Source organism: uncultured Microbacterium sp., assembly GCF_900078385.1.
Lineage (GTDB): Bacteria > Actinomycetota > Actinomycetes > Actinomycetales > Microbacteriaceae > Microbacterium.
On record NZ_FLQR01000008.1, the window covers coordinates 196,100 to 210,076 of the forward strand.

General features: G+C 70.2%; 16 protein-coding genes. 13 read left to right on the forward strand and 3 right to left on the reverse strand.

Features of this window, described 5'->3' with window-relative positions; all coding sequences use genetic code 11:
• The first annotated feature begins 37 nt into the window (after nt 1-37).
• From secY to QZL85_RS10575, 4 genes are read left to right on the forward strand one after another with little or no spacing between them, the layout of a single operon-like run.
• Complete coding sequence (secY, locus tag QZL85_RS10560; protein WP_295576575.1) at nt 38-1,363, forward strand: preprotein translocase subunit SecY; 1,326 nt, start codon at nt 38-40, stop codon at nt 1,361-1,363.
• Nucleotides 1,360-1,953 (forward strand): adenylate kinase, encoded by a 594-nt coding sequence (locus QZL85_RS10565; RefSeq protein ID WP_295576576.1) that lies wholly within the window; start codon nt 1,360-1,362, stop codon nt 1,951-1,953. Before secY ends, QZL85_RS10565 begins: the two co-directional genes overlap by 4 nt.
• Nucleotides 1,954-1,955: 2 nt before the next feature.
• Nucleotides 1,956-2,798 (forward strand): type I methionyl aminopeptidase, encoded by an 843-nt coding sequence (gene map, locus QZL85_RS10570; RefSeq protein ID WP_295576578.1) that lies wholly within the window; start codon nt 1,956-1,958, stop codon nt 2,796-2,798.
• Nucleotides 2,798-3,478, forward strand: a complete 681-nt coding sequence (locus QZL85_RS10575) for a thioredoxin domain-containing protein (RefSeq protein ID WP_295576580.1) — start codon at nt 2,798-2,800, stop codon at nt 3,476-3,478. Before map ends, QZL85_RS10575 begins: the two co-directional genes overlap by 1 nt.
• A gap of 88 nt (nt 3,479-3,566) precedes the next feature.
• Here QZL85_RS10575 and QZL85_RS10580 read toward each other — a convergent pair whose 3' ends face one another.
• On the reverse strand, nt 3,567-4,550 hold the full coding sequence (locus tag QZL85_RS10580) for a hypothetical protein (protein WP_295576582.1): 984 nt from the start codon (nt 4,548-4,550) through the stop codon (nt 3,567-3,569).
• 393 nt (nt 4,551-4,943) lie between these two features.
• Between QZL85_RS10580 and infA the strand changes: the two genes are divergently transcribed.
• From infA to QZL85_RS10615, 7 genes are all read left to right on the forward strand, one after another.
• On the forward strand, nt 4,944-5,165 hold the full coding sequence (gene infA / locus QZL85_RS10585; protein ID WP_028496510.1) for a translation initiation factor IF-1: 222 nt from the start codon (nt 4,944-4,946) through the stop codon (nt 5,163-5,165).
• A 68-nt stretch (nt 5,166-5,233) separates the two neighbouring features.
• The gene (gene rpmJ, locus QZL85_RS10590; RefSeq protein WP_005050492.1) at nt 5,234-5,350 is read left to right on the forward strand and encodes a 50S ribosomal protein L36; all 117 of its coding nucleotides are present in this window, start codon (nt 5,234-5,236) and stop codon (nt 5,348-5,350) included.
• A gap of 153 nt (nt 5,351-5,503) precedes the next feature.
• On the forward strand, nt 5,504-5,878 hold the full coding sequence (gene rpsM, locus QZL85_RS10595; RefSeq protein WP_295576584.1) for a 30S ribosomal protein S13: 375 nt from the start codon (nt 5,504-5,506) through the stop codon (nt 5,876-5,878).
• Between the two features lie 39 nt (nt 5,879-5,917).
• Complete coding sequence (rpsK, locus tag QZL85_RS10600) at nt 5,918-6,316, forward strand: 30S ribosomal protein S11 (protein ID WP_047544506.1); 399 nt, start codon at nt 5,918-5,920, stop codon at nt 6,314-6,316.
• Nucleotides 6,317-6,460: 144 nt separating this feature from the next.
• Nucleotides 6,461-7,450 carry a DNA-directed RNA polymerase subunit alpha gene (locus tag QZL85_RS10605; RefSeq protein WP_295576586.1) on the forward strand — a complete coding sequence of 330 codons (990 nt, stop codon included), beginning with the start codon at nt 6,461-6,463 and terminating at the stop codon, nt 7,448-7,450.
• Between the two features lie 56 nt (nt 7,451-7,506).
• Complete coding sequence (rplQ, locus tag QZL85_RS10610) at nt 7,507-8,073, forward strand: 50S ribosomal protein L17 (RefSeq protein WP_295576588.1); 567 nt, start codon at nt 7,507-7,509, stop codon at nt 8,071-8,073.
• A gap of 79 nt (nt 8,074-8,152) precedes the next feature.
• The gene (locus QZL85_RS10615) at nt 8,153-9,181 is read left to right on the forward strand and encodes a GNAT family N-acetyltransferase (protein WP_295576589.1); all 1,029 of its coding nucleotides are present in this window, start codon (nt 8,153-8,155) and stop codon (nt 9,179-9,181) included.
• Between the two features lie 11 nt (nt 9,182-9,192).
• On the opposite strand, the gene QZL85_RS10620 is transcribed toward QZL85_RS10615, so the two are convergent.
• Nucleotides 9,193-11,088: an acyltransferase family protein gene (locus QZL85_RS10620; RefSeq protein ID WP_295576590.1), complete on the reverse strand. Its 1,896-nt coding sequence runs from the start codon at nt 11,086-11,088 to the stop codon at nt 9,193-9,195.
• Nucleotides 11,089-11,134: 46 nt separating this feature from the next.
• On the opposite strand from QZL85_RS10620, the gene QZL85_RS10625 reads away from it, so the two are divergent.
• On the forward strand, nt 11,135-11,344 hold the full coding sequence (locus QZL85_RS10625) for a hypothetical protein (protein WP_295576591.1): 210 nt from the start codon (nt 11,135-11,137) through the stop codon (nt 11,342-11,344).
• 331 nt (nt 11,345-11,675) lie between these two features.
• Nucleotides 11,676-11,816, forward strand: coding sequence for a hypothetical protein (locus tag QZL85_RS10630; protein ID WP_295576592.1), 141 nt, complete (start codon nt 11,676-11,678; stop codon nt 11,814-11,816).
• A 442-nt stretch (nt 11,817-12,258) separates the two neighbouring features.
• Here QZL85_RS10630 and QZL85_RS10635 read toward each other — a convergent pair whose 3' ends face one another.
• A complete protein-coding gene (locus QZL85_RS10635; protein ID WP_295576594.1) occupies nt 12,259-13,974 on the reverse strand; it encodes a cell wall metabolism sensor histidine kinase WalK in 1,716 nt (571 codons plus the stop codon).
• Between the last annotated feature and the right edge of the window lie 3 nt (nt 13,975-13,977).

Sequence of the window (13,977 nt, forward strand, 5' to 3'; positions counted from 1 at the left end):
TCCCGAGGCACCGGCCATCCCACTGGAGGAAATGCCCTTGTTCAGCGCCATCGCGCGGGTCTTCCGCACTCCGGATCTCCGGCGGAAGATCGGCTTCACCCTGGCGATCATCGCCGTCTACCGCTTCGGCGCGCACATTCCGACGCCGTTCGTGGACTTCCCGAACGTGCAGTCGTGCCTCGACCAGTCCAGCGGGACCGAGGGACTGCTGTCCCTCGTCAACCTGTTCTCCGGTGGCGCCCTCCTGCAGCTGTCGATCTTCGCCCTCGGCGTCATGCCGTACATCACGGCGACGATCATCGTGCAGCTGCTGCGCGTCGTCATCCCGCACTTCGAGACCCTCTACAAGGAGGGCCAGGCGGGCCAGGCGAAGCTGACGCAGTACACGCGGTACCTCACGATCGCGCTCGCGCTCCTCCAGTCGACGACGCTCGTGACCGTGGCCCGCTCCGGCCAGCTGTTCGGCAACACCGGCATCGCCGAGTGCCAGACGCTCCTCACCAACGACGCGTGGTGGGCGCAGCTGCTCATGATCATCACGATGACCGCCGGCACCGGCCTCATCATGTGGTTCGCCGAGCTCGTCACCGAGCGCGGCGTCGGCAACGGCATGTCGATCCTCATCTTCACCTCGATCGCCGCGACCTTCCCGGCCGCCATGTGGTCGATCGCCGTCGCGCGCGGCTTCGAGGTCTTCCTCCTCGTCCTCGCCGTCGGCATCGCCGTGGTCGCCCTCGTCGTCTTCGTCGAGCAGTCGCAGCGCCGCATCCCGGTGCAGTACGCCAAGCGGATGGTCGGGCGTCGCACGCTCGGAGGCACGAACACGTACATCCCGATCAAGGTCAACATGGCCGGCGTCGTGCCCGTCATCTTCGCCTCGTCGCTGCTGTACATCCCGGCGCTCATCGCCCAGTTCAACCAGACGCCGGCGGCCGACGGCTCCGTGCCCGGCTGGGTGGCGTGGATCCAGCAGTACTTCACGACCGGCGACTCGCCGCTGTACATGCTCGTCTACTTCCTCCTCATCATCGGCTTCACCTACTTCTACGTCGCGATCACGTTCAACCCGGTCGAGGTCGCCGACAACATGAAGAAGTACGGCGGCTTCATCCCCGGCATCCGTGCCGGCCGCCCCACCGCCGAGTACCTCGACTACGTACTCACCCGGATCACGCTGCCGGGCTCGATCTACCTGGGCCTCATCGCCCTGCTCCCGCTCATCGCCCTCGCGACGGTCGGCGCCAACCAGAACTTCCCGTTCGGCGGCGCCTCGATCCTCATCATCGTCGGCGTCGGGTTGGAGACCGTGAAGCAGATCGACGCCCAGCTGCAGCAGCGACACTACGAAGGACTCCTGCGATGACCTCAGCCCCCGCTCGCCTCCTGATCATCGGACCCCAGGGTTCCGGCAAAGGCACCCAGGGTGTCCGCATCGCAGAGGCGCTCGGGATCCCGGCCGTGTCCACCGGCGACGTGTTCCGCGCGAACGTCAAGGAGGGCACCGAGCTGGGGCTGAAGGTCAAGGCGATCATCGATGCCGGCGACCTCGTCCCGGACGACCTGACGAGCGCGATCGTGCGCGACCGGCTCTCCGAGTCGGATGCCGCCGACGGGTTCCTGCTCGACGGCTACCCGCGCAACCTGGGCCAGGTCGCCGACCTCGACGCGTTCCTCGAGGAGCGCGGCGAGGCGCTGACCTCGGTCATCGAGCTGTCGGTGCCGCGCGCCGAGTCCATCCAGCGCCTGTCGCTGCGCGCCGCTCAGCAGGGGCGCGCCGACGACAACGAGGAGTCGATCGCCAAGCGCCTCGCGATCTACGAGTCCGAGACGGCCCCGATCCTCGACGGATACCGCTCGCGCGGCATCGTCGACGAGATCGACGGCGTCGGCTCGCTCGACGAGATCACCGAGCGCATCATGGCGGCCCTCGCCGCGCGCGCCATCGCGGCCTGACCGTGGGTCTTCGCCGCTCCCTGTACAAGACGCCCGCCCAGCTGCGGGCGATGGTCGAGCCGGGTCTCATCACCGCCGCCGCCCTCGACGCGGTGCGCGCACTGATCGCGCCGGGTGTCACGACCGGTGAGCTGGATGCCGCTGCGGCGGCCGTCATCCGCTCGCGCGGTGCCGAGTCGAACTTCCAGCTCGTCCGCGGCTACCGTCACACGACCTGCATCTCCGTGAACGCGGAGGTCGTGCACGGGATCCCGGGGAAGCGCGTGCTGGAAGCGGGCGACATCGTCTCCATCGACTGCGGCGCGCAGTACCAGGGCTGGAACGGCGACTCGGCGATCACGGTCGTCGTGCCGGATCCGACGCGCCCCGAGCTCGTCGCCGCGCGGCAGCGGCTGTCCGACGTGACCGAGACGTCGCTGTGGGCCGGGATCGCGGCGCTCGCCTCGGCGGCGCGCGTCGGCGAGATCGGCGACGCCGTGCAGACCTCGATCGAGGCCTCCGGCGAGAGCTACGGCATCCTGCGCGACTACGTCGGGCACGGGATCGGCCGCCGCATGCACGAGGGGCCCACGGTGTTCAACTACCGCGTAGCCGACCTCGGCCCCGAGGTGCGGCCGGGGCTGTGCCTCGCGATCGAGCCGATGGTCACCGGCGGCTCGGACGAGACGTTCGTCGAGGACGATGACTGGACCGTCTCGACGGTCGACGGCAGCGACGGCTCCCATTGGGAGCACAGCGTCGCTGTGCATGATGGAGGCATCTGGGTGCTCACGGCGCCCGATGGCGGAGCTGCCGGACTCGCGCCCTTCGGCGTCGTTCCGGCGCGGATCGGTGAGAGGTTCTGATGGCAACGGCAGGCAAGACAAACTGGTTCGCGATCTGGGTGAGCGTGGCGGTGCTCGTCGTCCTCGCACTCGTGATCGGCCTGGTCGTGTGGATGAACAGCTCCGCGAGCGACCCCGGCACGCCCCCCAGCGGTTCGGGCGTGAACCAGGAGACCGGCGCCGTCGTCGTGGGCGACGGCGAGCAGACCCTCGACACGTACATCGACTTCATGTGCCCGATCTGCGGCCAGTTCGAGGAGGCGTACGGCGAGGAGATCCTGAGCCTCGTGGATGACGGCACGATCACGCTGAACATCCACCCCATCTCGATCCTCGACCGGTACTCGCAGGGCACGGCGTATTCGACGCGGGCGGCCAATGCCATGTACTGCGTCGCCGAGGCCGACCCGGATGCCGCGGTGCCGTTCATGCAGGCCCTGTTCGCGAACCAGCCCGAGGAGGGCTCGACCGGCCTGACCGACGACGAGATCCTCGGCTTCGCGTCGGGCGTCGGCGTCGACGGGATCGACGACTGCGTCACCGAGGGCCAGTACGAGAAGTTCGTGGCGGCGAAGACCGAGGAGACCCCGGTGCAGCCCGGCGCCAGCGGCGTCGGCACCCCGACCCTCGCGGTCAACGGTGAGGTCATCTCGAACTCGACGATCCCCGCCGTGGGCGAGTTCGCCTCGCTGTTCGAGTAAGCACCGCGCGTGGCGTTGCCGGGCTGAGAAACCACATCCAGCACGAGACATCACGAGAGTCGTGGTTTCTCACGCTGTGTGTGGTTTCTCACTGGCCCGCCGGAAGTGAGCGCGGGTTCCCGCGCAGCGTCGCGAGGAGCGCCGGGCGCGGTCTGCGGACGACCGGAACGCCGGCGCGGACCAGCGCGAGGCGGAGGGGCTCGACGCGGAGAGCATCGGCATAGTCCCACCGGGCGAACGAATGGCCGTGGCGCCGGAGCCGATCCTCCCGGCGCTTCTCGTCCCGAAGCCGCTGCTGCGCGAGAGCTGCGTCGTCGAGGCCATACTTCCCCCAGCCGTCGGACTCGCCGATCGCGCGGACCGAGGGAAAGTGGAAGTCGACGCGGTCGCGAACGCCTTCGTAGCGGAACTCGCGCTGCAGCTCGGGCTCTTCGAACCCGCTCCACAGGATGACGGCGCGGCTGACGCTCTCGCCGGGCGATTCCGACCGGGCGTCGATCACCGGCCAGAGGAGCTCGAGTCGAGCACGGCCGCGGCGCATGCGTTGCTCCGACGCGCGTGCCCGCAGCGCATCGACATCGAGCGATCCGCCGGCCCACGCGGGGGACACCGATGCGTCGGCGACCGCGAGCGCGTATGCGGGAGGGAGGACCCGCGCCAGATCCACCACCGTGTCGAGGACCGAGGTCGTCGCGATCCCGTCGACGCTCTGCACCTCGCGCACATCCTCGGAGGTGTGCACCGCGACATCGCCGAACCGTCGGGATGCCGCCCGCTCGCGGTCGTAGACGTGGATGTCCCTGGCCTGTCCGAACAGCGGCAAGCCGTGCACGGCGGCCGCCGACTCCAGACAGAGGACCGCATCCGGGTGCGCGAGGACGAACGCGCGTACCCGGACCTCGTACCGCTGCCATCCGGCCAGTGAGTCCCACACGCTGCGCGCGATGTGGATTCCCGGGCGTACGCGGTGAAAGGCGGCGGTGTGGACCCGGAGGCCGAGCATCCGCGCTTCGTCGACCGTGATGAGCGGCACCGGCGGGAGCGGCGTTGCGGAACGCGGGGTCGAGGCCATCGGCATCCGCTCATCGTCGCGGCTCGTCCCTGAGCGTGGAGGCGGGTCGCGCCGCCATGTGGACCACGCGCGCGCCCACGCGCCGGTGCAGGAGCCTCCGGTGCCCGCCGACCGCGACATCCGGCGGCGAGACATCACTTCCCGCATGAGAAACCACGCCAGCCCTGGTTTGTCGCGCTGGATGTGGTTTCTCGGCGAAGTGGATGCGGCTGGGCCCAGGCCGCAGCGCGCGGGGCCGCGCGCGGCCGCCGCGCGCGGGCGGAGCCGAGTTGCCGGAGGCCCCGATACCACGTACACTTGATCTTTGGTGCCTTGCGCCTCTATTGGCGTGTCGAGGCACCGAATCCCCATCCACCCGCAGACCGGCCGGTCTGCACAAGCGACAACGAGGCTATGGCTAAGAAAGACGGTGTCATCGAGATCGAGGGCGTGATCTCCGAAGCGCTGCCCAACGCGATGTTCCGCGTCGAGCTCACCAACGGACACAAGGTCCTTGCCACGATCTCGGGCAAGATGCGGCAGAACTACATCCGCATCATCCCGGAAGACCGCGTCGTCGTGGAGCTCTCGCCCTACGACCTCACGCGCGGACGCATCGTCTACCGCTACCGCTAGACCGGCTGAGAAGTAACGGCCCGAGCACACCTGTGCCCGGGTACGAAGACAGCGAAACAGGAAACATCATGAAGGTCAACCCCTCCGTCAAGCCCATCTGCGACCACTGCAAGGTCATCCGCCGCCACGGCCGCGTCATGGTGATCTGCAAGTCCAACCCGCGCCACAAGCAGCGCCAGGGCTGACGACGAGCGGATGCCACGGCATCCGCCCCGCGAACTGACAACTGAATACACACACAGGCAGGAACAAGAACCGACCTCGGTCGGGGACACCTCGGGCGGAGGCCCGGGCACCGATCCTGCTCCACACCTCCACTCACTCCCCAGGAGAACCGCATGGCACGTCTTGCCGGCGTTGACATCCCGCGCGACAAGCGCGTTGTGATCGCGCTCACCTACATCTACGGCGTCGGCCGTACCCGCTCGGTCGAGATCCTCAAGGCAACGGAGATCGACGAGAGCATCCGCGTCAAGGACCTCACCGACGAGCAGCTCGTCACGCTCCGCGACCACATCGAAGGCACCTACAAGGTCGAGGGCGATCTCCGCCGCGAGGTCGCCGCCGACATCCGCCGCAAGGTCGAGATCGGCTCCTACGAGGGCGTCCGCCACCGTCGCGGCCTCCCGGTGCGCGGTCAGCGCACCAAGACGAACGCGCGTACCCGCAAGGGTCCCAAGCGCACCGTCGCCGGCAAGAAGAAGGCGCGCTAGGCCTCCGCCGGCGCCTCAAGGATTTAGGGAGAACGCAAAATGGCACAGGCCAAGTCAGCTGCGCGCAAGCCGCGCCGCAAGGAGAAGAAGAACATCGCGCTGGGCCAGGCCCACATCAAGTCGACGTTCAACAACACGATCGTCTCGATCACCGACCCGTCGGGTGCGGTCATCAGCTGGGCGTCCTCGGGTGGCGTGGGCTTCAAGGGCTCGCGCAAGTCGACCCCGTACGCCGCCGGCATGGCTGCCGAGTCGGCCGCCCGTCAGGCCGCCGAGCACGGCGTCAAGAAGGTCGACGTCTTCGTGAAGGGTCCCGGCTCGGGTCGCGAGACCGCGATCCGCTCGCTGCAGGCCGCCGGCCTCGAGGTGGGGTCCATCCAGGACGTCACCCCGCAGGCGCACAACGGCTGCCGCCCGCCGAAGCGCCGCCGCGTCTGATCTCTCGGAGCCGGGGCACCTCACGGTGTCCCGGCTGCCGCCGTTTCCCGGATGCCGCGATCAGGCGGCATCCGCTGACAAAAACTCAAAACCTCACCAACTGCACGTGTCAAATAGCGGTCACGTGATTGAAAGGAACACATAGTGCTCATCGCACAGCGTCCCACTCTGACCGAGGAGAAGATCGGCGAGTTCCGCAGCCGGTTCGTCATCGAGCCCCTGGAGCCCGGTTTCGGTTACACCATCGGCAACGCGCTGCGTCGCAGCCTGCTGTCCTCGATCCCCGGCGCCGCGGTCACCAGCATCCGCATCGACGGTGTGCTGCACGAGTTCAGCACCATCCCGGGCGTGAAGGAGGATGTCACCGAGATCATCCTCAACATCAAGCAGCTCGTCGTCTCCTCCGAGCGTGACGAGCCCATCACGGCGTACCTGCGCAAGACGGGTGCCGGCGAGGTCACCGCGGCCGACATCTCCGCTCCGGCGGGCGTCGAGGTCCACAACCCCGAGCTGGTCATCGCGACCCTCAACGACAACGCCAAGTTCGAGCTCGAGCTGACGATCGAGCGTGGCCGCGGCTACGTCTCGGCGACGCAGAACCGCAACGAGTACGCCGAGGCCGGTCAGGTCCCGATCGACTCGATCTACTCGCCGGTCCTGAAGGTCAGCTACCGCGTCGACGCGACCCGTGCCGGGGAGCGCACCGACTTCGACAAGCTGGTGCTGGATGTCGAGACGAAGTCCTCGATCTCCGCTCGGGATGCCGTCGCGTCCGCCGGCCGCACGCTGACCGAGCTGTTCGGCCTCGCACGCGAGCTGAACGTCGAGGCCGAGGGCATCGAGATCGGCCCCGCGCCGGTCGAGCAGGTCCTCACCAACGAGCTGTCGATGCCGATCGAAGACCTCGACCTCTCGGTGCGTTCGTACAACTGCCTCAAGCGCGAGGGCATCAACACGGTGTCTGAGCTCGTCGCCCTCTCGGAGACGCAGCTCATGAACATCCGCAACTTCGGCCAGAAGTCGGTCGACGAGGTGCGCGACAAGCTCATCTCGCTCGGCCTGTCGCTGAAGGACTCGGTCCCCGGGTTCGACGGCGCGCACTTCTACGGCGGATACGACGACGAGACCGTTTGAGTCGACTCCGGCTCGCCCGGGTCTCTCGCTGACACTTTTCAACTGGAGTAACTGACATGCCCAAGCCCACGAAGGGTCCCCGCCTCGGAGGCGGCCCCGCCCACGAGCGCCTGCTGCTTGCGAACCTCGCCGCGGCCCTCTTCACTCACAAGTCCATCACCACGACCGAGACCAAGGCCAAGCGCGTCCGCCCGCTCGCCGAGCGTCTCATCACGTTCGCCAAGCGCGGCGACCTGCACGCACGCCGTCGCGTGCTCGGGGTCATCGGTTCCAAGGAGGTCGTGCACGTCCTCTTCACCGAGATCGCGCCGCTCGTCGCCGAGCGTGAGGGTGGCTACACCCGCATCACGAAGGTCGGCAACCGCAAGGGCGACAACGCCCCCATGGCCGTCATCGAGCTCGTCCTCGAGCCGGTGAAGCCGAAGCCGAAGTCGGCCAAGAAGTCGGCCAAGGCCGCTCCCGCCGCCGAGGCCCCGGCCACGGAGGAGGCTCCCGTCGAGGAGACCGCCGCCGAGGCTCCGGTCGAGGCTGACGAGGCCGCCGCTGCCGGCGCCGAGTCGCCGGAGGAGGGCGCTGCCGCTGAGGCCGCCGCCGAGGACGCCGTCGAGGAGAAGTCCGCGTAAGGCTCCGATCCGCGTGAAAGGCCCGCCCCCTTCGGGGAGCGGGCCTTTCTGCATCCGGTCCGCTCGCTAGGGTGAGATGGTGAGCACCGACGACGCGACCCTCGCCGAACGCCTCGGACCGACGCCCGAGCCCATCACGCCGGAGCACCCGGATGTCACGCAGTGGCGCCCGGCCAGCCTGGCGGAGATCGACGCGATGCACAGCGTCTTCGCCGCGGCGGCGCCGGTGGACCACCCCACCTACACGACCCCGCGGGAGGAGCTCGAGGAGACGCTCGAGCTGAGCCACGTCGACGCTGCCCGCGACACACTGGTGGGGTTCGCCGCGGACGGCACCCCCGTCGCGGTGGGCGTCGCGATGCCGCACGCCGATCGGTCGTCCGTGGTCCGCACCTACCTCGACGGCGTCGTGCACCCGGACTGGCGACGGCGGGGGATCGGCGGAGCGGTCGTGCAGTGGGAGCTGGCTCGGGCGCTGCAGCAGTTCGCCGAATCGGGCGCCGCGCTGCCGGCCGAGGCCGTGATGTACGCGGATGAGCGCGATGCGGGGGCCGTGGTCCTCGCCGAGCGGCTGGGCCTGCAGACCGAGCGGTGGTTCACGAGCATGGTGCGCGACAGCGCGGCCACGCTCCCGGAGCTGCCCGAGGTCGACGGCATCCAGATCGTGCCGTTCACCCCCGAGCTGGCCGAGGCGGGGCGGACCGCACGCAACGATGCCTTCCGCGACCACTGGGGGAGCCTGCCGACAGATCCCGAGCGCTGGGAGCAGTTCGTCGGCGGTCCGTTCTTCCGGTACGACCTGTCGCGCGTCGCGCTCGCCGGGGACCGGATCGTCGCCTTCTCCCTCGCATCCGTCAACGAGGACGATTGGGAGACGCTCGGGGCGTCGAACGCGTACATCGACCTGATCGGCGTCGTACGGGATCACCGCCGCAGGGGTCTCGCGCCCCTCGTCGTGTCACGCACCCTCGCGGCGATCGCCGACGCAGGCCTCGAGAAGGCGGTGCTCGACGTGGACACCGAGAGCCCGACGGGCGCGAACACGCTCTACGAGCGCCTGGGCTTCACCGCGACGGACCGCTCGCGCGCCCTCGTGAAGCACTACTGATCCGGCGGCTGCTACCGCGACGGGATCGCGTGGCCGATGGACCACAGCAGGTCGGCGGCCTCGTAGCGGGCCTGCAGCTGCTCGTCCTCGACGCGCTGAACGGCGGTCGCGACGGCATCCGCGAAGACCTTCGCGCCCGAGGCGCCGGGGTGGATGCGGTCGCCGGCCAGCAGGTCGGTGCGGTCGTCGATGGCGGAGGACCAGTCGGCGATCGAGACGCCGTGATGGGATGCCGCGAACGCGGCGAGCTCGCGATTGACCCCCGGGATCCAGTCGCGGGGCGCGTAGGCGTTGACGAGCACGAGGTGACGGTCCGGACCCACGATGCGGTCGACCTCGGTGAGGGTGTCGTCGTCGACGGGCCCGTTCGTCCCGAGCCCGACGACGACGTAGTCGCGGAGCTGACCGCGCTCCGCGAGGCGGGCGAGGATCTCGGGCGCCGTCCACATCGACCGCGACACCTTCGCGTCCACGTGGATGCCCGGGAAGATATCCAGCAGGCCTGGTGCGGACGCGAGCATAACGGAGTCGCCGACCGCGGTGACCCGGTCGCCGGGGACCCGTGCCGATGCCGGCGGTGCCGGGCGGTCGTCGGCGGGAGTCGAGACCGGTGCGGGCGGCGCCGCACCATCCGCCGCCTCCGCCTGATCCAGGGCGTCCTGACCGGCCCGCACGACGGCTTCGCCCGACGTCGTCTCGGGCGCGGCGGCGACGGCGGCCGTCGTTCCGCCGAGCAGCACGGCACCGGCCGCGATCGCCGCGACGGCCCCCAGCCGGCGCGCGGGGGACGATGAGAAGCGGGCACCCATCCGGCGCGCGACGCCGCGGAACCCGTGCGCGCGGACCGGCTGCTCGACGAACCGGTACGACAGCGCAGCCAGACCGAGGGTGAGGGCGGCGGCGGTCGCTCCGGCGGCGACGGGCACGCCGGCATCCGCCGTCGTCCCGGTCCCGGCCGCCGTCACCAGCACGACCAGCGGCCAGTGCCACAGGTAGATCCCGTACGAGCGCTCGCCGATCCAGCGCAGCGGTGCGATGTCCAGCGCGCGACCGAACACCGACCCGGGCCGCACCGACACGGCGACGATCACGCCGGCGAGGACGGAGGCGACGACGAGGATCCCCGGGAAGGTCCGGGCATCCGTGGTCGGCGTCATCGACGCGAGGGCGACGAGGCCCGCGAGCGCCGCCGCGCCGAGGACGGCCCCGACGATGCGCAGCGCGCGGGGCGGCGCTGTCCGCGCCTCGGCACCCTGCAACGCGAAGGCGAGCGCGACGCCGAGCAGCAGACCGAAGGCGTGACTGTCGGTGCCGAAGTAGGTGCGGGTGGGCTCCGCGGTGGCGAGGAGCGCGACGGCCCACGCGGCCGATCCCGCGCCGACGGCGAGCGCGGCGAGTGTGCGCGGCCAGCGTCCCGGGAGCAGCAGGAACAGGGGCAGCAGCAGCGGCCAGAGCAGGTAGAACTGCTCCTCCAGGGCGAGCGACCAGAGGTTGCGGAACACCTCCGGCTGCGCGGCCGTGAAGTAGGACGCGCCGGTCGCGATCGAGAGCCAGTTGTAGGAGAAGGTGGCGGCTCCCGCGACCTGCAGTCCGAGCCCGACGAGCACGTCGCCGCCGATCAGCCACGCGGCGGTCGCGCACACCGTGACGACGACGGCCAACGCGGGCATGAGCCTCCGCGCCCGGCGGATCCAGAACGATCCGAGCGCGATGCGGCCCGTCTGCTCCCGCTCGCGGAGGAGCAGTGACGTGATGAGGAACCCCGAGATCACGAAGAAGACGTCGACGCCGATGAACCCGCTGCGCAGCAGCCACGCGGGGAACAGGTGGTAGATCACCACGAGGAGGACGGCGACGGCGCGCAGACCGTCCAGGCCCGCGAAGCGGGCGCGTGCGGAAGAAGTCATGAGGGGGGAGGGGGGTCGACGGAGGGGGCGGAGGCGAATCGACCCGGTGCCACCGGTCGCCACCCTCGTCGCGCGCGGTCTCGACGGCGGATTCCGCCGCACGGCGCAGCTGCGCCAGATCGGTCGCCTCGGGATCGATGGGCACGACACCGGCGCTCGCGGTCAGGCGCACGGCCAGCGGGTTGCCCTCGTAGTCGTCGCGGAGGCGGGTGAGCACCGTCCGCACCGACTCGCTCGCCGCGACGGCAGGCAGTGACACGAGGACCAGCACCTGGCCCGGCTCCCCGCGCCCGAGATCGGCATCCGCGGGGAAGACCGCGGCGATCGCGCGTTCGAAGTGCCCCGTCACGGTCTCCACGGCGACATCCCCCGTGGCGGCGCGGATCTTGCGCAGCTCGTCCATGCGGAAGTCGACGAAGGTCCAGGTGCGCTCGCCGCGCGACTGGATGCGTCGCAGGCGCTCGGTCGCGAGTGTGGCGAACTGCGGGGCGGAGAGGACCGCGTCCGCCATCCCGGTGGTCGAGGGTGCGGCGCGCCAGGTGGCCACGAGGCTCAGCACGGTCGCCGTGAACGCGACGAGGTAGACGATGACGGCGATGCTGATGAGCGCGTGGACGGCATCGAGGGCCGTGCTGCCGCCCGTGGTGATCTCGACGATGATCGCCGCGATGACGATGATCGGCAGGAGGCTCGACGCCACCACGGTCGGCGCCGTCAGTCGTCGGTAGAGCGGGGCGACCACGACGAGCTCGATGACGAGGATGACCGCGAACACGGCGGCTGCGGTCAGCTGCAGGAACAGGGCGAGCCGGGCGGTGGACGCGTTCTGCAGCCACCACAACAGGCCGCCGCCGACCACGGCGATCGCCGGGCCGATCCACGCGTAGGTCCGGGCGCCGCGCGACGCGCGGAAGCCGGACCAGACCATGGCGGGAACGCCGGTCAGGGGTGCGAGCGCGATCGTCCGTGCCGACGGCGGCAGACCGAACGCGGTCGCCGTCTCGGCGGCCCAGCTGGCCACGAGGGCGAGTGCCAGGGCCGAGGTCCACAGCGTCGTCGCAGGAACCGGCAAGGTGAGGAAACCGAGGGTGGCGACGAGGACGACGCACACCGACACGACGGCGCAGAGAGCGAGCAGGATGCCGAACGGCTCGGCGGAGAGGAAGGTGTTCACCGGTCGTCATCCGCCGCAGCGACGTCGGATGACGGGCCGCCGACGCGGTCCGGCTCGCCGCGGTCGGGGCGGGCCGGGAGGGTGACCGTCACTTTGGTGCCTGCGCCGGGCTCGCTCTGCACCGCGATGGTCCCGCCGTGCTCCGCGATGATCGACTGGACGATGCCCATGCCGAGTCCCGTGCCCTGCGTCGTGCTGGCGCGGGCGCTGTCGCTGCGGAAGTAGGGCTCGAAGATGCGCTGCACTTCGCTCTGGGTCATGCCGACGCCGGAGTCCGAGACGACGAGGGTCGCGGTGTCGCCGTCGTGTGTCGCGGCGACACGGACCCGGCCGCCCTTCAGCGTGTACTTCAGGGCGTTGCTCACCAGGTTGTCGACGACCTGGCGCAGCCGGAACGCGTCGCCGTCGACGATCACCGCTTCGGCCGTGTCGAGGCGGAGGACCACGCCGGCCAGTCGTGCGGCGGGATCGAACGCCGCCACGGCGTCGGCGCAGATCTGACCCAGGTTCGTCGTCTGGCGGACGGGGGCGGCCGCCTGCTCGGCCGGCGCGAGGAGCAGCTCGCCGATCATCCGCATCATGCGCTCGGCGGCGGTGTTGATCGCCTCCGCGCGGTCGCGGGTGCGGTCCTCGGTCGTGTCGTCGCTGAGCATCTCGGAGTAGCCGAGGACGGCGGTGAGGGGGTTGCGCAGCTCGTGCGAGACGCGGGCGGCGAGGGTCTGCCGGTCGGACTCGGCGCGGATGACGTCGGTGATGTCGTGGACGACGAGCAGCGTGGCCGACCCCTCGGCGACGTCGGTCAGGTCGCGCGCGGACAGCGACAGGGCATGCCAATCGCCGTTCTGGTCGAAGAGCCAGATGCGCTCGTCGACGAACCGCTCGCCGCCGACGACGCGGGCCAGCGGCTGGCGCTCCGGCGCGAGCGGGCGGCCGCGGAAGCCGTCGTACTCCACGGCCCGCGCCCGGGCGGCAGGGTCGCCCACGTCGAGCCCGTACAGGGCCCGGTATCGCTCGTTCGCGTAGACGATCTCCCCGCGGGGGGACAGCCGGACGACGCCGACGTCGACGGCATCCAGCAGGCGCGACCCCTCGCGCTCCTGCCGGCTCGTGCGGTCGACGGTGTCGGCGAGCTTGTCGGCCTGCCGGCTCAGCAGCTGCCGGAACGCCCGGTTCTGGCTCGCGCTCGTGTGCATGAACAGCGAGATGAAGCCGAAGGAGAGCAGGGTCACGACGAGGCGCATCGTGGGCCCCGGCTGCCCGAGGATCGCGTAGTCGCGGACGACGATGCAGGCCGTGATGAGGCTCAGGCCGCTCACGATCGCGACGCGGCCGAAGTAGGTGGCGATCCATACGACGGGGAAGAGCCACAGCGACCCGACGCTCAGCAGGGGATCGATCGTCAGCAGACCGATCGCGGCGATGTCGACGAGCGGCACGACCAGCACCAGGCGGTCGGGGAGACGGTCCCACGGGACGGCCAGCGTCGCGGCGGTCGTCACGATGATGATGGAGATGCCCGCCGTGAACGTCCACGACGTCGTGGCCTGCGGCGCGAGCGCCTGCGCCATCAGGACGAGGATGATGATGATCCCCGCGAGCAGCAGCTGGGCGAGCCACACGGAGTACGTCCGCGTGCTGACGGCCGGCGTCAACGCCTGGGAGCGGGCCAACGCGCCGCCCCGCAAACGCCTGCTCTGGGTCGGTGTGACCATGGC

Coding starts and splice junctions, on each gene's coding strand:
- QZL85_RS10565 (WP_295576576.1), top strand. CDS start 1,360: ATGACCTCAGCCCCCGCTCGCCTCCTGATCATCGGACCCCAGGGTTCC.
- QZL85_RS10620 (WP_295576590.1), bottom strand. CDS start 11,088: ATGACTTCTTCCGCACGCGCCCGCTTCGCGGGCCTGGACGGTCTGCGC.
- rpmJ (WP_005050492.1), top strand. CDS start 5,234: ATGAAGGTCAACCCCTCCGTCAAGCCCATCTGCGACCACTGCAAGGTC.
- QZL85_RS10630 (WP_295576592.1), top strand. CDS start 11,676: ATGACGGCGATGCTGATGAGCGCGTGGACGGCATCGAGGGCCGTGCTG.
- rplQ (WP_295576588.1), top strand. CDS start 7,507: ATGCCCAAGCCCACGAAGGGTCCCCGCCTCGGAGGCGGCCCCGCCCAC.
- infA (WP_028496510.1), top strand. CDS start 4,944: ATGGCTAAGAAAGACGGTGTCATCGAGATCGAGGGCGTGATCTCCGAA.
- QZL85_RS10575 (WP_295576580.1), top strand. CDS start 2,798: ATGGCAACGGCAGGCAAGACAAACTGGTTCGCGATCTGGGTGAGCGTG.
- QZL85_RS10580 (WP_295576582.1), bottom strand. CDS start 4,550: ATGGCCTCGACCCCGCGTTCCGCAACGCCGCTCCCGCCGGTGCCGCTC.
- rpsK (WP_047544506.1), top strand. CDS start 5,918: ATGGCACAGGCCAAGTCAGCTGCGCGCAAGCCGCGCCGCAAGGAGAAG.
- rpsM (WP_295576584.1), top strand. CDS start 5,504: ATGGCACGTCTTGCCGGCGTTGACATCCCGCGCGACAAGCGCGTTGTG.
- QZL85_RS10635 (WP_295576594.1), bottom strand. CDS start 13,974: ATGGTCACACCGACCCAGAGCAGGCGTTTGCGGGGCGGCGCGTTGGCC.